14 protein-coding genes and 1 pseudogene are annotated in these 16,998 nt (G+C 68.0%); 8 read left to right on the top strand and 7 right to left on the bottom strand.

The features are described 5' to 3' along the window. The first annotated feature begins 53 nt into the window (after positions 1-53). Both ACT3S6_RS05655 and ACT3S6_RS05650 read left to right on the top strand, forming a co-directional pair. Positions 54-644, top strand: a complete 591-nt coding sequence (locus ACT3S6_RS05655; protein ID WP_443382040.1) for a TetR/AcrR family transcriptional regulator — start codon at positions 54-56, stop codon at positions 642-644. Positions 645-739: 95 nt separating this feature from the next. Beyond that, positions 740-1,687 carry an AraC-like ligand-binding domain-containing protein gene (locus tag ACT3S6_RS05650; protein ID WP_443382042.1) on the top strand — a complete coding sequence of 316 codons (948 nt, stop codon included), beginning with the start codon at positions 740-742 and terminating at the stop codon, positions 1,685-1,687. A 94-nt stretch (positions 1,688-1,781) separates the two neighbouring features. On the opposite strand, the gene ACT3S6_RS05645 is transcribed toward ACT3S6_RS05650, so the two are convergent. Together ACT3S6_RS05645 and ACT3S6_RS05640 are read right to left on the bottom strand one after the other, a co-directional pair. Then, entirely contained in the window at positions 1,782-3,128 is a 1,347-nt protein-coding gene (locus ACT3S6_RS05645; protein WP_443382044.1) for an NAD(P)/FAD-dependent oxidoreductase, read from the bottom strand. 247 nt (positions 3,129-3,375) lie between these two features. Beyond that, positions 3,376-4,365, bottom strand: coding sequence for a TIGR00730 family Rossman fold protein (locus ACT3S6_RS05640; RefSeq protein ID WP_444554134.1), 990 nt, complete (start codon positions 4,363-4,365; stop codon positions 3,376-3,378). 145 nt (positions 4,366-4,510) lie between these two features. Between ACT3S6_RS05640 and ACT3S6_RS05635 the strand changes: the two genes are divergently transcribed. Together ACT3S6_RS05635 and ACT3S6_RS05630 are read left to right on the top strand one after the other, a co-directional pair. Continuing rightward, complete coding sequence (locus ACT3S6_RS05635) at positions 4,511-6,013, top strand: APC family permease (RefSeq protein WP_443382048.1); 1,503 nt, start codon at positions 4,511-4,513, stop codon at positions 6,011-6,013. Between the two features lie 95 nt (positions 6,014-6,108). Further along, positions 6,109-6,363 carry a hypothetical protein gene (locus tag ACT3S6_RS05630; protein WP_444554133.1) on the top strand — a complete coding sequence of 85 codons (255 nt, stop codon included), beginning with the start codon at positions 6,109-6,111 and terminating at the stop codon, positions 6,361-6,363. A gap of 96 nt (positions 6,364-6,459) precedes the next feature. On the opposite strand, the gene ACT3S6_RS05625 is transcribed toward ACT3S6_RS05630, so the two are convergent. Beyond that, complete coding sequence (locus ACT3S6_RS05625; RefSeq protein WP_444554132.1) at positions 6,460-9,048, bottom strand: ATP-dependent Clp protease ATP-binding subunit; 2,589 nt, start codon at positions 9,046-9,048, stop codon at positions 6,460-6,462. Positions 9,049-9,233: 185 nt separating this feature from the next. Here ACT3S6_RS05625 and ACT3S6_RS05620 point away from each other — a divergent pair, with 185 nt between their 5' ends. Next, positions 9,234-9,614, top strand: a complete 381-nt coding sequence (locus ACT3S6_RS05620; RefSeq protein WP_443382054.1) for a YidH family protein — start codon at positions 9,234-9,236, stop codon at positions 9,612-9,614. 8 nt (positions 9,615-9,622) lie between these two features. Beyond that, positions 9,623-9,955, top strand: a complete 333-nt coding sequence (locus ACT3S6_RS05615) for a DUF202 domain-containing protein (protein WP_443382056.1) — start codon at positions 9,623-9,625, stop codon at positions 9,953-9,955. Here ACT3S6_RS05615 and ACT3S6_RS05610 read toward each other — a convergent pair. Together ACT3S6_RS05610 and ACT3S6_RS05605 are read right to left on the bottom strand one after the other, a co-directional pair. After that, positions 9,945-11,422 (bottom strand): annotated as a pseudogene (locus tag ACT3S6_RS05610) (aldehyde dehydrogenase family protein). The gene ACT3S6_RS05615 and the pseudogene ACT3S6_RS05610 overlap by 11 nt on opposite strands. A 66-nt stretch (positions 11,423-11,488) precedes the next feature. After that, positions 11,489-12,307, bottom strand: coding sequence for an MOSC domain-containing protein (locus ACT3S6_RS05605; protein WP_443382060.1), 819 nt, complete (start codon positions 12,305-12,307; stop codon positions 11,489-11,491). A gap of 39 nt (positions 12,308-12,346) precedes the next feature. Here ACT3S6_RS05605 and ACT3S6_RS05600 point away from each other — a divergent pair, with 39 nt between their 5' ends. Together ACT3S6_RS05600 and ACT3S6_RS05595 are read left to right on the top strand one after the other, a co-directional pair. Beyond that, on the top strand, positions 12,347-13,351 hold the full coding sequence (locus tag ACT3S6_RS05600) for a YdcF family protein (protein ID WP_443382062.1): 1,005 nt from the start codon (positions 12,347-12,349) through the stop codon (positions 13,349-13,351). Positions 13,352-13,443: 92 nt separating this feature from the next. Then, on the top strand, positions 13,444-14,688 hold the full coding sequence (locus ACT3S6_RS05595) for a glycoside hydrolase family 3 N-terminal domain-containing protein (protein ID WP_444554131.1): 1,245 nt from the start codon (positions 13,444-13,446) through the stop codon (positions 14,686-14,688). Here the strand turns inward: ACT3S6_RS05595 and ACT3S6_RS05590 are convergent. Continuing rightward, positions 14,672-15,916 carry an alpha-hydroxy acid oxidase gene (locus ACT3S6_RS05590; protein ID WP_444554130.1) on the bottom strand — a complete coding sequence of 415 codons (1,245 nt, stop codon included), beginning with the start codon at positions 15,914-15,916 and terminating at the stop codon, positions 14,672-14,674. The genes ACT3S6_RS05595 and ACT3S6_RS05590 overlap by 17 nt on opposite strands. Before the next feature lie 18 nt (positions 15,917-15,934). Next, positions 15,935-16,984 (bottom strand): glucose 1-dehydrogenase, encoded by a 1,050-nt coding sequence (locus tag ACT3S6_RS05585; protein WP_443382068.1) that lies wholly within the window; start codon positions 16,982-16,984, stop codon positions 15,935-15,937. Positions 16,985-16,998: the final 14 nt, after the last annotated feature.

Genomic DNA, 16,998 nt, shown 5'->3' with positions numbered 1-16,998 from the left:
AAGCTGGTGGCAGGACCCTCGGATCGGGAGGGATGGCAGAAAGGTGCCGGTACATGCCCAAGATCGTCGATCACGAACGACGACGGATCGAGCTGGTGGAAGCAACCTGGCGGATCATCGCCAGACTCGGCCTGCAGCGCGCCACCATGCGTGAGGTGGCCGAGGAGGCCGGCTTTTCCAACGGTGCGCTCAAACCGTATTTCCCCACCAAGGATGCCCTGCTCCAGGCGACCTTCGAGCACGTCTTCCACCGGACCAGCGAGCGGATTGCCGAGGCGGCGGCCTCGCTGGAGGGACTCGACGCGCTGCGGGCCTTCGGCCGGGAGGTGCTGCCGTTGGATGCGACCCGCCTGGATGAGGCGCGGACGGTGGTGCCGTTCTGGCATGTGGCGATCCACGACCGCGAGAAGGCGGCGCTCAATGACGATTCGATGGTCATCTGGCGTGGGTGGATCCTGCAATGGCTCGCCCAGGCCCGGGAGTCCGGCGAATTGCGTGCGGGGGTCGAGGTCGGCCCGGCCGCCGAAGGGCTGTTGACCTTCCTGCTGGGCGCCCAGGTGGCGGCCACCCTGGATCCGGGGCATGCCGGCCCGGAGCAGTTGACCCGTCAACTCGACGTTCATTTGGGCTTGCTGTCCGCCTGAGGTTTTTCGACACTCGGAGAAAATAGTGACTTCCGCGGGGAACTGGCGTATTTTGACTGGTGTGTGACAGCTGTCACCAGAGGAGGAGGGGATCGATGACCATCGCGATGAGCCACCCGGCAGCCCAGCGGGCGGAGACCTTCACCAGATGGCGTGAACTCGTCTCCGCTTCCTTCGTTCCGCTCGAGGCCGATCCGGTGGCCCCGGGGCCTTTTGCCGGGCAGGTCTCCGGACATGGGCTCCAGGACCTGGCGGTCTTCGAAGTCGATGCCATGGCCCACCGTGTGCGCCGTACCCCGGCGCTGATCAACCCCGCGGACCCCGGCTACTACAAGGTGAGCCTGCAGATGAGCGGTCACGGGATCCTCATCCAGGATGGGCGCGAAGCCGTTCTGTCCCCCGGTGACCTGGCCATCTACGACACCCAACGCCCCTATACGCTGAGTTTCCATGAGGACTTCTCCACGCTGGTGCTCATGTTCCCCAAGCAGCTGATCGGGCTCGATGATGCCGACATGTCGATGTTGACCGCCCGTCGGCTGGGGTCCTCCGACGCCGTGGGCCGGGCCGTGGTCCCCTGCATCGCGCGCATCGGGGACCTGGTGCCCGAGGTCGGGGACGGGCTCGGCTACCTGCTGGCCCGCAATGCCGTGGATCTGCTGGGCACCGTGCTGGCGGCGGAGGTGCAGGTGGGGCCGCGGGCCGCCGATGCCGAGCAGGTGTTGCAGCTGAACAGGATCAAGCAGCACGTCGAGGCCCATCTGGCCGATCCCGCGTTGACGCCCGGCTCGATCGCCGCCGCCCACTACATCTCGCCCCGCACCCTGCATAAGCTCTTCGAGCCCACGGGAACCACCGTGTCGGCCTGGATCAGGGCGCGCAGACTGGATCGGTCCCATCGGGAGCTGTTGGACCCGCTGTTGGCGCATCTGCCCGTCGGGGTCATCGGGGCCCGCAACGGGTTGCCCGACGCCGCCCACTTCAGCCGGTGCTTCCGCGCCGCCTATGGTTCCGCCCCCAGCGCCCTGCGCGCGCGGAGCTGACGGCAGGGCCCCCGGGAGCCCTGGCGCCGGGTTTCCCACGGGCCGGCCGGTCGCCGGAGCGCGGCGTCGACACCTCGACGCCGCGCTCCGTATCTCAGGCGTGCCCGGTGGGCCCGGCCTCCAGCTCCTGCAGGATGGTCCGGGCCGTGGTGATCCCGGACTCGATGGCGCCATCGACCACGACACCGTTCCAGCCCTTGGCCCAATCCGCGCCGGCGAAGTGCAGCCGGGTGCCCGTGGAGCGGAAGTGGTGCCAGCCGTCGGTGAACTGCTCGGAGGCAATGGTGGACCAGGTCTGCCCGCTCCACTTATCGGCCACCCAGTCGTGCCCGGTGGTTTCGAGCACCTCCAGATCCGGCCGCCACCGGCGGATGATCTCCTGCACCTGCTCCGCATCCTGCAGGTCGATCCGCGTGTGGTCCGGCCCGAATCCCACCAGGACGGTCGTGCCGTCCTCCAGGAAGTACTCGCTCTTCATCATCGCCAACGGATTCCCCGACGGGGCGGTGGCCAGGAAGTTGTGGTGGCCCTTGACCTTGATCCAGATCTTGAACCCGGTGGAATTCGATCCTTGGCCCACCAGCCGCTGCTGGTCGGCCGAAAGCCCGGGGGAGAAGTCGAGGTTCTTCAGTGCGCCCCACGGCACGGTGACGATGCCCGCGTCCGCCGCGTGCACCGCACCGTCGGCGGTCGTCAGGCGGACGCCGGCGCCGTCATGGACGATCTGCTCCACAGCCGTCTCCAGGTGGATGGGGCAGCGCAAATCCGCGGCCAGAGGCTCGTAGATCCCACGCATGCCGTTCTTGAGCTTGAACTTCAGCGTCTGCTCATCGAGCAGGGACAGACGGTGATCGCTGAGTGCGGCCCAGTGCTTGGCCATGAGCGGAGAGGCGGTGGCCGTATGGCCGTTGTAGCCGGCGGACCAGTAGGCGTCGGCCAGATCGATTTCCTCCTGGCTGAAGTCCCCGTCGCGCAGGGTATCGAGGACACTGCCCCGATCGGCCTGGCGGAAGCGTTCAGCCACCTCGGGGGAGCCGTCGTAGTCCGGGCTGAGCACGTGCAGGGGCTCATGCGGGTACGGGAAGAACTCCTGCGAGCCCTCGAAGATCCGTGCCTGGGGGCGCTGCAGTTTGGCATCCAACTCCGCCTCGGTCCCCTCGTGGACCGTTCCGCAGGTCAACCAGTAGGCACGATCGTAGTCCGGGCTGGGATAGATCTCCTGGCCGTAGCGGATGATCTCGGTCCAGACGAACGGTTGCATCCAATGGACCCAGGTCGCGCCGATCTCCAGGGGGAGGCCCATGCGCTCCTCGGTCCAGGCCCGGCCGCCGATCCGGTCCCGGGCCTCGAAGATCTCCACCTCCACACCCGCGGTTTGCAGTTCGCGTGCAGCGACCAGGCCGGCGAAACCGGCTCCGACAATCAAGACCTTGGCAGACATGGGGACCGCTTTCTGGAGGCAGGGTGGGGCAGCGGCAACGCGGAGGCCCTGGGTGGGCCCGTCAGGGCCGGAGCCCCGGGCGCTGCCGAGCGATGATGCCGTGCTGTGGAGCACGTCACACCTTTTTTCTATGTCTGTAGAATATACGGTCGGCATCGCGTTGTGGCAAGCCCCTGCTGCCCGGGCTCGGCTGCGGGAAGGGTCGCGGACCCGGGAGCACGGACCGGTCAGAGGGCGGCGGGACCGGCTATTCGGACCATTTGGGGGTCGGGGGTCGCCAGGTGCCGAGCTGGTCCAGCAGGTCGTCGGGATCGTCGCTGACGATCAACGTGTCCCGGTACAGCGGAGCCAGGAACCCGCGCTCGACCATGGTCTCGATCATGGCCAGGAGTGGATCCCAGAACCCCGCGACGTTGTACAGGGCCACGGGCTTGGCATGGATGCCCAGATGCTGCCAGGTCCAGGCTTCGAAGAACTCCTCGAGCGTTCCCGCCCCGCCGGGCAATGCGACGAAGGCGTCGCAGAGGTCGGCCATGCGTTGCTTGCGCTCATGCATGGTGGCCACGACCTCCAACCGCGTCAACGACGCATGGGCCGTCTCGCCCTCGAAAAGCGCTTCCGTCGTGATGCCGGTGACCGTTCCGCCGCGGGCCAGGGCGGCGTCGGCGAGGACCCCCATGAGCCCCACCTGCCCGCCGCCGTAGACGATGCCGACACCGGTTTCGGCCAGCCGGGAGCCCAGCGTGGAGGTGGCCTCGAGGTAGGTGCCTCCGTGGCCGGTCCGGGAACCGGTGAATAAGGCGATCCGGCCGATGGGCCTCCGGCCCCGGTCCTGCAGGGCGGGGATGACCTGCTCGGCCAGCAGCGGGGCCAGGTCCCCGGGCAGGGGGACCGCCGTGGGGTCCAGCCAGCGCAATTCGGCGATCTCGGCGGCGGGGTATGCCGCGACCAGTTCCGGATGTTCGAAGACGGTCGCCTGGACCTCGTGGCCCGGCTCGTTGGCGGCGCGGCAGCGGAAGACCCCGAGTTCACGAAGGTCCGCGGGGTCCAGCTCCACGCCCAGCTCCTCGGAACATTCACGCAATGCCGTGATTGCGGGACTCTCGCCCGCCTCGGGCTTGCCTCCGGGGAGCATGAACCGGCTGGTGCCTCCCTTGCGCACGGTCAGCAGCGCCCCGGAGGAATCCCTGAGGACGACGGCGCTGACATGGATGACGGGGGTATTCGATGGCTTCACGCTGATCACGCTACTCCGTTGCGTCCTGCCTGCGCCCGGGGACAAGGGGGCGTCGCGCAAAGCCAAGCCCACCGGCTGTGATCCGGGGCACAGTGGTCTGTAATGCCGGTCCCATCACGCCGTGCTGTCATCACCAGGAGGAACCATGACCACCACCAAGACCCAGCAACAGGCCGGACGGGACCCGTCCGCCGGAACCGGGTTGGGGCAACGCCGACTCGGGATCCCGGCCCTGGTCTTCATGATCATCGCCGCCTCCGCCCCGTTGACCGTCGTCGCCGGCGGGGTGACCAGCAACTTCGCGGTCACCGGTCTGCTGGGGGTCCCGCTGTCCTTCATCCTGCTCGGTGCGGTCCTGGTCATCTTTGCCGTCGGCTATCTGGCGATGAGCCGACACGTCCGCAACGCCGGGGCGTTCTACGCCTATATCTCCCGCGGGCTGGGCAAGCCGGCGGGAGTCGGATCCGCCTGGGTGGCCCTGCTGTCCTACAACGCCATGCAGATCGGCATCAACGGCCTGTTCGGCTTCGCCTTGTCCTCGTTCCTGGCAGGGTCGATGGGGCTGGAAATCCCCTGGTGGGTCTGCTCGCTGGCCGGATGGCTCATCGTGGGCATCCTGGGGGTGAACAAGGTCGACCTCTCGGCCAAGGTGCTGGGCGTGCTGGTCGCGCTCGAATTCGTCGTGGTCATCATCTACGACGTGTTCGCCTTCGGCACCGCCCCGGAAGGAATCAGCACCGCCTCGCTGGAACCGGGATCGCTGTTCACCACCGGTGTCGGGGCGGCCCTGGCCTTCAGCGTCGCGGCCTTCATGGGCTTCGAATCAGGGGCCATCTACAACGAAGAGGTCAAGGATCCGCGCAACACCGCCCGCCGGGCGACCTATATCGCCGTCGTCGTCATTGCCGCCTTCTACGCCTTCTCCGCCTGGGCGATGACCATTGCCGAAGGCGAGAGCCAGGTGATCGGCCGGTCGGAGGAATTCGGGCCGGACCTGATGTTCGTGTACTTCGCCGACCACGCAGCCGTCTGGTTCGTCGATCTGGCCAACCTGCTGTTCATCACCAGCCTGCTGGCCGCCCTGGTGGCCTTCCACAACGTCGTGGCCCGCTACATCTTCTCGCTGGGACGCGAAAACGTCCTGCCGGCGAAACTGGCCGCGGTGTCCGCCCGGACCCGGGCCCCCTTGGCCGGTTCGATCGCACAGTCGGTGCTCGCACTGGTCGTCCTGGTGGTCTTCGCCGTGGCCGGAACCGGCCACGAATACGGGGAGCTGTTCCCGGTCCTGACCCTGTTCACCTGGCTGACCAACACCGGCGCGTTCGGTCTGGTGCTGCTGATGGCCCTGACGTCCTTCGCCGTCATCGGCTTCTTCCGCCGCCAGCCCACCAGACCCGGGGCCTGGACGACGATGGTCGCACCGCTGCTGGCCGGGGTATCGCTGACCGCGGTGTTCGGAATGATCGTCGCGAACTTCGATGTGCTCATCGGGTTGGAGGAACCCGGGATGCTCAGCTGGCTGCTTCCGGCCATCATCGTGGTCCCGGGGCTCCTCGGCGTCCTCGGTGCCTACTGGTTGCGATCGGCCCGGCCGGGCGTCTATGCCGGCATCGGCCGCGGTGGTCTGGACCCGGAGGAACTGGACTAATACCGTCACGGTCGTAGGCTGGAAGAAGAGCCCGAAACGTCGTCACGGGGGCAGGTGGCACCGCGGGCCCGGACCGATATGTCGAGGAGGACACGATGGGTACCCACGAACACCACCACCAGGACGCCGTCTCGCAAGCCGGGATGGGCATGGACGGGACACAGCTGCCCCAGCCGGAGGCCACCGAGCACGAGAGGCGCCGCGACGTCGACGGCCCCACCGAGATCGACTCCGGGTCCATTCCCGTCCACGGTGACGAAGACACCGCCGACGAGCTGGCGATGGAGGCCTACGGCGATGAGGACGAGGACGGGAATCCCTACATCCCCAACGCGCCGTTCCCCGGCTGAGCCCCCGGACAGGACCTGTCACGACAACGCCCCCGGACCATGGAAGCCATGGTCCGGGGGCGTTCGTCGTCCCGGCGGGAGCCCGGGGATACCTACCTAGGCGGCCAGCGCCGGGCGGGTGGAGGAGGCCGCGACGCGCAGTGCGCCCTCCTCGACCCGGAGGGTGATCCTGCCACCGTCCCGGACCGCTTCGGCGACCAGCAGGTCGGCGATCGGGTCATCGACCTCGCACTGGATCACCCGACGCAGCGGACGGGCCCCGTATTCGGGCTCGTAACCGTGCTCGGCAATCCACCCGATGGCCGCATCCTCCACGTCCAGGCCGATTCCCTGGGCTTCGAGCCGGGCTTCGGTGTCACGCAGTTGGATGGACACGATCTGGCGCAGCTGCTCCTGCTCGAGCTTGCGGAACAACACGATCTCGTCGATGCGGTTCAGGAATTCCGGACGCATGGTCTCGCGCAGCCGGCCCATGACCCGATCGCGGAGCGCCTTCTCGGAGCCGAAACCGCCGGCCCCCTCGCCGGACTGGGCGTTGAAGCCCAGGGCGCCGGTCTTGCTGGCCAGGAACGCGGAGCCCAGGTTGGAGGTCATGATGACCACCGTGTTGCGGAAGTCCACGGTCCGGCCCTGCCCGTCGGTGAGCCGGCCGTCGTCGAGCACCTGCAGCAACAGGTTGAACACGTCGGGGTGCGCCTTTTCGATCTCGTCGAGCAGCAGCACCGAATACGGGTTGCGGCGCACCCGTTCGGTCAGCTGTCCAGCCTCGCCGTAGCCGACGTAGCCCGGAGGGGCCCCGACCAACCGCGAGACGGTATGCCGTTCACCGAATTCGCTCATATCGAAGCGCAGCAGCGCCTCCTCGCGGCCGAACAGCGACTGGGCCAGCGACTTCGCCAACTCGGTCTTGCCGACCCCGGTGGGCCCCAGGAACATGAAGCTGCCCACGGGACGGGAGGCATCGCCCATGCCCGTGCGGTTGCGCCGTACGGATTTGGCGATGACGCCCACCGCATCGTCCTGCCCGATGACGCGCTCATGCAGTTCCTCCTCCAGCTTCGCCAGCCGGGCCCGATCGCCCTCGGTCAACCGGGCTGCGGGGATGCCGGTGGCCCGGGCGATGATCTGGGCGATCTGCTCCTCGTCCACCACGCTGGTGCCGTCGGTGTCGTCGTCGGTGCCGTCGGATTGCGTCCCGGCAATCAGCTCGTCGAGGTGCTCGGCCAGTGCGGCGATCTCATCGCGCAGCCATCCGGCGTCCTCGAAGCGTTCGGCCGCGATGGCGTCGTTCTTGCGTTCGCGCAGGGTCTCCAGCTCGCGGCGCAGCGCCTGGACGTCGACGGTCGGGCCGCGCCGCAGGCTCAGACGCGCCCCGGCCTGGTCGATCAGGTCGATCGCCTTATCGGGCAGGAAACGGTCGGTGAGATAGCGGGAGGAGAGGTCGACGGCGGCCCGCAGGGCACCTTCGGTATAGGTCACCTGGTGGTGTTCGGCGTAGCGGCCGGCCAGACCGGTGAGGATCTTCACGGAATCCTCCTGGGAGGGTTCGCCGACCGTGACGGGCTGGAAGCGGCGCTCCAATGCCGGGTCCTTCTCCACGCTGCGGTACTCGGCCAACGTGGTGGCGCCGATGAGCCGCAGTTCCCCGCGGGCCAGCCGCGGCTTGAGGATGTTCCCGGCGTCCATGCCGCCTTCCCCGGAGCCGCCGGCGCCGACCACGTTGTGCAGCTCGTCGATGAAGACGATGTACTCGCCGTCCCCGGCCGCGATTTCGTCCATGGTCTGGGTCAGGCGTTCCTCGAAGTCCCCGCGGTAGCGGGTGCCGGCGAGCATGCCCGGCAGGTCCAGGGAGATGACGCGTTTGCCCTGCAGCTGGGCGGGGATCGAATCGGCGGTGATGGCCTGGGCCAGGCCCTCGACGACGGCGGTCTTGCCGACGCCGGCTTCGCCGATGAGCACCGGGTTGTTCTTCATGCGACGGGCCAGGATCTCGATGGTCTGCTCGATCTCCTCCTGCCGGCCGATCACGGGGTCCAGTTTCTCCTCGAGGGCCAGTGCGGTCAGATCCGTGCCGTAGGTGTCCAGCATCGGGGTCGGTGAATCGGTCGGGGCCCCGGTCTGCGCGGGGCCGTCCTGGGGGCCGGAGGCTTCCTGCTGGGCGGCGGCCCCGATGTTCTGCAACGTTTCGGGGGTCACCCCGGAGGCGGCGAGGACCTGCCCGGCGGGGGAGTCCTGGTTGACGACGAAGGCGACGAAGAGGTGCTCGGGGTCGATGTAGGTCGAGCCGAAGGCGCGGGCGACCTGGCGGGCGTCGAGCAGGGCCCGTTGGGTCGAAGCCGTCAGTGCCGGGGCCCCGCCGGTGGGGCGGTCGGAGGATTGCGGCAGACGCTGTTCCGCGTTGCGGGCGATGGCCTCCACGTCGATGCCGCCGGCCCGCAACTGGGCGGCCGGCCCGTCCTGGGCCACGAGGACCCGCAGCAGGTGCAGGGCGTCGACCTCGGCATGGCCGTGTTCGGCGGCGAAGGCCGCCGCCTGCCCGAGCAGTTCGTGCGTGCGCCGGCTGAGCAGCCGGGTGATGTCGATGGGGCGGCCTGCGGCTGCGGCTCGCTGGCCCTGCAGGTAGCGGGCCAGGAAGTCATCAAACGAGCCGCTTCCCGATCCGGTGGGTCCGAAGAACGCTGGCATTTTCCCTCCAAGGAACTTGAGTGTCTTACGCTCAAGTATAGACCTGAGTGTATGTCACTCAAGTTAACGTGATGCGGTCGTCATTATTCCCCGCACGGTTTCCACCCGGCGGGCGAGGCCTGTGACCGGTAGGATTTCCAGCGAGAGCAGCCGGTGGCGGCTGGGGCAACAGCGGGAGGACGACGGTGGCCGACGAAGGCGAACGCGGATGGCTGGCACGCAAGGCGCTACCCAGCGGCAACGAACCCGACCCGCGGTTCACCCTGGCCAACGAACGCACGTTCCTGGCTTGGATCCGCACTTCGCTGGCCTTCCTGGCCGGTGGAATCGCCTTGGAGGCCTTCGCCTTCGACGCCTTTCCCACCGACCTGCGCAAGGCCATCTCGATCCTGGTCATCTGCCTGGGCCTGCTGATCAGTGCCGGGGCGGTGTTCCGCTGGCTGCGGATCGAGTCGAGCATGCGCAACCACCGTCCGTTGCCGTTCCCGGCGATCGTGCCGCTGCTGGGCATCGGCGGGGCACTGGCCGCGGCGGTCATCGTCGTCGTCCTCGTCGTCTCCGGATAGGTCCCTCGATGACCATCCCCATCACGCGCGGCCACCAGGACCCAGGACTGCAACCCGAACGCACCGTCATGTCCTGGGGCCGGACCACGTTGTCGCTGTTCGTGGTCAGCGCCGTGTTCATGCGCTGGATGCACCATTACGGCCCCTCGATCCTGATCCTGGTGGCCGTGGGGGGCCTGGGGGCGCTGTCCATCTACGTGACGCAGCGCCGCCGTTACTCCGCCCGCACCCGTGGCATCGCCGAGGGGCGCCTGGAGGCCGATGTGGCCGCCATCTTCTGGACCGCCGGCGCCGTCATGATCCTGGGCGTGCTGGCCCTGATCGTGGTCATCACGACCTGACGGTCACCCAGATCGTCTTGAGCTGGGTGTACTGTTCCAAGGCTTCCAACCCGTTGTCGCGCCCCCCGAAGCCCGAGGCCCGGTAGCCACCGAACGGGGTGGTGATGTTGCCTTCGCTGTAGCCGTTGACGGCCACGGTGCCGGCCCGCACCCCACGGGCCAGCCGGATGGCCCGATCGATGTCGTGGGACCAGATGGTCGCGGCCAACCCGTAGGTGGTGTCGTTGGCCAGGGCCAACGCCTCGGCCTCGTCCTGGAACCCGATCACCGCGACGACGGGGCCGAAGACCTCCTCACGGGCGATCGCCATCCCGGCGGTGACCTCGTCGATGACGGTCGGGCCGAGATACCAGCCGCCGCTGTCTTCGAACAGGGCCCGTCCTCCGGCGGCGATCCGGGCCCCGGCCGTGCGGGCATCTTCGATGAAACGCAGGGCCCTGGCCAGCGCGTCGGCCTCGATCAGCGGACCGAGGATCGTCTCGGGTTCGGCGGGGTCCCCGACGATCCGCTGGCCGGCCTGGCGCACCAGCTCGGCCACGAAGTCGGCCCTGAGCGATTCATGCACCAGGATCCGTGAACCCGCCGAACAGTTCTGCCCAGAAGCCCAGAACGCGGCCTCGGCCAGATCGGCGGCCACCTGGGGCAGGCGGTCGGCGTTATCCGCCAGCACGATCTGCGGCGACTTGCCCCGCATTCCAAGGTGATGTTCTTCAGGTTGCTCTCGGCGGCGTAACGCAGGAATTCCCGGCCGGTCCGGGTGGAACCGGTGAAGGAGATCATATCGACGTCCATATGCAGGCCCAGGGCCTTCCCGGCAACGGGCCCGAGCCCGGGAACCACGTTGAACACCCCGTCGGGTACGCCTGCCTCGGTGGCCAGTTCTGCGATCCGCAAGGTGGACAGGGAAGCCAACTCGGGGGGTTTGACCACCAACGAATTCCCGGCGGCCAGGGCCGGGGCCATCTTCCAGGCGAGCATGGCGGCCGGGAAGTTCCAGGGCAGGACCGCCCCGACCACACCGATCGGCTCGCGGACGATGAGTCCCAGCGCCCCGGGCCCGGTGGGGGCGACCTTGCCGAAGACCTTGTCGATGGCTTCGGCATACCAGCGGATGGTGCCGATCGTGTCGGGGAGGTCGAACTCGTGGCAGTCGGCCAGCGGACGGCCCGCATCCACCGATTCCAGCCCGGCCAGCTCGGCGGTGGCCGCCTCGATGAGATCGGCCAGGCGCAGCAGCACCTGCTGGCGTTCGATGGGGTCGGCATCGGACCAGACGCCGGAATCGAAGGCGGTGCGGGCGCTGGCCACGGCGGCATCGACGTCCGCGGGCCCGCAGGCGGCCACCCGGGCAATCGGCTGACCGGTGGCGGGGGAGAGCGCCGTGAACGTGGCCCCGCCGGCGGCGGGACGGAACCGGCCGTCGATATAGGCCTCCGTGCGCAGGGAACCGGTGGAGGGATCGGTCATTGCTGCCTCCATCCGGGGGGTCGACGTGGTTTGATCGTAGTCCTGCCCACCCGGTCCCGGCCATGGTTATTCCCGAACGACGGCAGTGCCCCGGGTGAGCGTTCCATCGGTCCGCACGTGGGCGTAGACGCCCATGATGGTGTGCCCGAAGGCGTCGTGGAGCAATTGCAGGACCGGCAGATCACGTTTCGAGCTCACCGGATCCACTTCGGTGGCCGGGCACCTGCCGATCTCCTGGAAGACCTCCAGCCGGGCACCTCCGGCCAGCAGCGAACGGCCCGGCAGGTGCCGTTCGGCCCAGGGCGGCAATCCGTCGAGGTAGATGTTGGCGCGGAAACGCAGCGGGTCCACCGGGACGCCGGCGATCCGGGCCAGTTCACGGACGGAGGCCAGGTTGATGATGGACACGGCTTGGGCTTCCTCATCGCCCTTGGAGAGCAGATCAGGGAAACGCCGGCCGGATTCGTGGGCGATGACCGGCGCGGCGTCCCCGGCCAGACCCAGCAGTTCGGCCACCATCGACGCCAACCGGTCGCGGCCGGTGGAGGTGGACAGATCGGCGTGTACCGCCTCTGCGTCATCACCCTGCGGGCGGGTGAGAGAGATCGTCCGTGAGGAGGAGTCGTAGTGGCTGCGCAATCCGGCCAGCGCGAAGTCACGGGCCAGGACGTGGAAGTTTTGTTTGCCCAGGTTCTGCGCCGTGTCCGGGACGTACTTCCCCCCGGCCCGGGCGAGTGCGTAGATCCGGTCGTCGGGGAAGCCGTGCCCGGCGTGGAGCCCGACCTCGGAGAGCGGCTGCGGGGACAGGCCCTTGACTGGATAGTGGTAGAGAGCGGCGATGGAGGCATCGGTACTGCCCGGCGGGGATTTTGGACTCTGCTGCACGGCTCCAGTCTAGTCAGGCTGCCTTGCTAGTCTGGCCGGGTGAGTTTCCTGATCATTGCCGCCCTGTTGGGCCTGCTCTACGTCTGGCTGCGCCGCAAGGACCGGCGCATGCTGCGCAACGGCGTCGTCCTGGTCGCAGCCATCTGGTTCGCACTCACCGGGGCCACGGCCCTGTTGAGCAGCTGGTCCCCGGTCTTCGACTACATCACCCTGGGCATCCTCGCCCTGGTGCCGTTGGCGGTGATCGTCCTGGCCGGATTCCTCATCGCCAACGGGCTGACCATGATGCGCAGCGAGGGCCGCCGGCTGGGGAACCTGCTGACCCTGGTGCTGGGCATCGCGATGCTCGTGCTGCCGGTCCTCGCCCTGCTGCTGGTGCTCACGCTCCAGCCCCTGCTGGTGGGACTGGCGTTCCTGCTCTTCTTCCTCTGCGGCTATCTCGGGGTCGTCTTCGTCATCTTCCTCGCCTACGCCGTGGCCTACGGCCGCATGGAGCACGACATCCACCCCGAAGCCATCACGATCCTGGGCTCGCGGTTGATCGGCGGAAAGGTCCCCCCGCTGTTGGCCAGCCGGCTGGACAAGGCGGTTGAACTCCATCGGCAGGCACCGGATCCGAAACCGGTGCTGATCCCCTCGGGAGGCCAGGGCCACGACGAGTCGCGGACCGAAGGGGAGGGGATGGCCGAATACCTGTACGAGGCAGGAATTCCCGCGGCCGACGTCGTCCCGGAGAACCAGGCGAAGACGACCCGGGAGAATCTGCGCTTCTCCCGCGAGGTCCAGAACGCCGCGGGGCGTCCCGGACCGTTGCTGGTGGTGACCAATAATTATCATGTGCTGCGGGCAGCCTTGTTGGCCCGCAAATACGACGTCGATGCCCAGGTGGTCGGGTCCCCGACCGCCCGCTACTACGTCCCCAGCGCCTTCCTGCGGGAGTTCGTGGCGATCATCAACGAGCATCGGGTCCTCAATGCCGTGTTGTGCCTGCCGTTCTTCGCGATTTCCGGGTTCATCGTCCTGGGCGTGCTGGCGGGGCAGTAGCCACGAGGCCAGAGCGGACCCCAACTACACTGGAGCCTCAGGTCTGCCTGCGAACCCGCCGAAAGGGCATGATGAAAAGACATTTGAGGAACGTGGCCACGGCCGCGTTGATCTGCGCCGCCCTGCCGTTGGCCGCCTGCACGACGCCGGGGGCCGGGACCGCTTCCAGCGGATCCGCCGGTGCTGCTTCGTCCGGTGCCAGTTCGTCCGGGACCGGGTCCCCGACAGCGACGCAAACCCCGGGCCATGCGGGTTCCACCCCGGCCTCGGCGGATGCGGCCTCGCCCGGGACTCCCGCGGCGGAAACCGCCGCGCAGGAGCGCCTCGACACCCTGAGTCTGGAACAACGCGTGGGGCAGGTCCTCATGATGGGGGTCCCCGCCACGAGAGCCACCGCCTCGGACCTGGGGATCCTGCAGAAGAACCATGTGGGCAACGTCTTCCTCAAGGGCCGCAGCACCGTGGGGCTGAAGGGCACCGCCGCGGCGGTGAAGAAGATCAAGGCGACCGTCTCGAAGAAGACCACCGGTGGGGTCGGGCAGTTCATCTCCACCGACCAGGAGGGCGGCAAGGTCCAGGTCCTGAAGGGCCCCGGCTATTCCACCATCCCCGCCGGACTGACCCAGGGTTCCTGGGATCCGAAGACCCTGGAACGCCGGGCCACCGGCTGGGGGAAGGAACTGGCGCAATCGGGCATCAACGTCAACCTGGCCCCGGTCGCCGATACCGTTCCTGCCTCCATCGGTGCCGCCAACGCCCCGATCGGCGCGTTCGGGCGGGAATACGGAAAGACCCCGGGCAGCGCCCAGGCCGGGTCCTCGGCCTTTGCCGCGGGAATGGAATCCGCGGGAGTCGCCCCGGTCATGAAGCACTATCCCGGGCTGGGGCGGGTCAGCCGGAACACCGACGTCTCCCACGGGGTCACCGACACCGTCACGACCCGCGAGGACGCGACGCTCGAGCCGTTCCAGGCAGGGATCGACGACGGGGCGGACTTCATCATGCTCTCCAGCGCCTACTACTCCCGGATCGACGCGAAGAACCCGGCGGCCTTCTCCGATACCGTCATCAACAAGATGCTGCGCGACGACCAGGGCTTCGACGGGATCGTCATCTCCGACGACATGTGCGATGCCACCCAGTTCCGTGATTGGAAATACGCGACCCGGGCGAAGAAGTTCTTCGACGCCGGAGGCACCATGATGCTCTGCGTTAATCAGGCCGCCATCGGACCCATCACCGCTGGGCTCGTCGCCGAGGCGAAGGCGGACCCCGACTTCAAGGCCAGGATCGACGAGGCCGCCTTGCGCGTGCTGAAGGTCAAGGACGGGCTGTAGGCCGGGCCTGCGGGCCCCGCCAGTGCATCCGTAGATGCTGCGGGCCGAGTTCGGCGACGGAGGAGACACCCAGCAAGGTGGTGGCCACCCGCAGCTCCTCGGCGAGGATGTCCAACGCCCGCTGCACTCCTTCACGCCCCCCGGCCATCAGCCCATACATGTAGGCCCTGCCGATCAGCGTGAAATCGGCGCCGGCGCAGAGTGCGGCGGCGATGTCCCCTCCAGACATGAGGCCCGAATCGAGGATGAGTTCCACGTCGGGGCCCACGGCCTCGCGGACCTCGCGCAGTGCCTGCAGGCTCGCGGGGGCGCGGTCGAGTTGGCGGCCACCATGGTTGGAGACGATCAGGCCATCGGCACCGGCATCCAGGGCCTTGGACGCGTCCTGCGCGGTGAGGATCCCCTTGACGAAGAGTTGGCCCGGCCACACCGAACGCAGCCAGGACAGGTCCTGCAGCGACAGCGTCGGGTCGAACATCGAGTTGATCAGTTCGGGCAGTGAATGCGAGGTGCCGCTGAGCGAGGCGAACTTCAGCGAGTCGGTGGTCAGGAAGTTGAACCACCACTCGGGACGGTAGGAGGCGTCGAGCACCGTCTTGAGGTTCAATTTCGGCGGGATGGTCATGCCGTTGCGCACATCGCGCAGGCGTTGACCGGCAATGGCGGTGTCCACGGTGACCATCAGGGTGTCGTAGCCGGCGGCCGCGGCCCGGTTGACCAGGTCGAGCGAGGCCTCGTGGTCGTTCCAGAGGTAGAGCTGGAACCAACGACGGGCTGCGGGCTGGAAGGCGGCGACCTCCTCGATGGACCGGGTGCCCATCGTCGAGAGCGTATAGGGGATGCCGGTATCCGCAGCGGCCCCGACCCCGGCCTCCTCGCCTTCGGCGTGCATGAAACGGGTGAAGCCCGTCGGGGCGATGCCCACCGGCAGGGAGGACCGTGCCCCGGCGATCGTCGTGGACAGATCGACTGCGGGGTGCCCGCCGAGGATCCCGGGAACCAGCTCCACATCGGAGAAGGCCTGCCGGTTGCGGCGCAGCGTCTCCTCGTTCCCGGCGCCACCATCCACGTAGTCGAAAGCGGGTTTGGGGGTCCGTCGCCGGGCGATCCGGCGCAGGTCCCAGAGGTCGGCCGCCTTCGCCAGTCGGTGGGCCCGGAAGTCCAGGCTCGGGCGTTCGAACTGCATGAGCGGACGCAGCTCGGAGAGCTGGGGGAAATTGCGTTGCATGGGTCCCTTCGGGGCTCGCTAGGGCTTGGCGATGTCGATGACTACCTTCACGTCACCGTCACGATGCTCTAAGGCCCCAGCGTAGTCCGCCATCGGGTGGCGGCGGCTGATCAACCGGGCCAACCACTCGGAGTCCGCCTTCGCCAGGGCATCGGCGCCCTGCTCGTAATGGCGTCGGTTGGCGTTGACGGAACCGAAGACGACGTCGTTCTCCAGCACCGCGGTACGGTTCATCTGCCCGACATCGAGCGGGGTCTTCCCGCCGACACTCGAAACCCCCGTCAGGCAGACGACCGCGTTCTTGCCGTTGTTGGCGATGGCGTCCACGATCACCGGGGCCACCCCGGTGCATTCGATGACGATATCGGGTTCCAGTCCCGATTCCGGCAGTGAGTCGGTATGGAAGTGCGCCCCCAGATCGGCCACCAGCCGGGGTTTCGGCCCGTCGGTGACGATGTCGTAGACGTGGACCTCGTATCCGCGCTGCACCCCCAGCAACGCCGCCAGCAGGCCGACCGGTCCCGCGCCGGTGACGGCGACGACCCTCGGGTCGAAGAAGGCGCGGGATCCGATGCGTTCGATCTGTTCCCAGGCCTTGGCCACGATCGTCGTGGGTTCCAGCAGGACCCCGACCTCGGCCAGGGCGGCATCGAGCGTGACCAGATGTCCCGGCTCCTCGCGCCACTGTTCGCGGCCGAAGCCGTCCAAGGAGGCGATGCCGTGTTCGGTGTACTTCCCGTTCAAGCACATATCCCATTCACCCGCGGCGCAGGCAGCGCACGGGACGGGATCGGGGCGACGGACGATGCCGACGACCAGGTCACCGGCGGAGAAGCCGGAACCCGCGGGAGCCTCACGGACCCGGCCGAGGTTCTCATGGCCGATGACCAGCACGTCCTTGCCCTCGGGGGCGGTGCCGTACTCGGCGTTGATGATCTCCCGGTCGGTCCCGCATAGCCCGATGGCCAGCGCATCGACCAGGATGCTGCCTTCGGATGGGTCGGGAGGCCCCACCTCCTGCAGGGTCAGCGAATCCTTGCTTCCCGGCGTGACGGTGAGGGCCTTCATGAACACTCCTTGGT

Source organism: Arthrobacter sp. AOP36-C1-22, from assembly GCF_052377515.1.
In the GTDB taxonomy this organism is placed as follows: Bacteria; Actinomycetota; Actinomycetes; order Actinomycetales; family Micrococcaceae; genus Arthrobacter_H.
The sequence above is the reverse complement of the archived record's forward strand: the minus strand, read 5'-3'. Positions and strand labels throughout refer to the sequence as shown.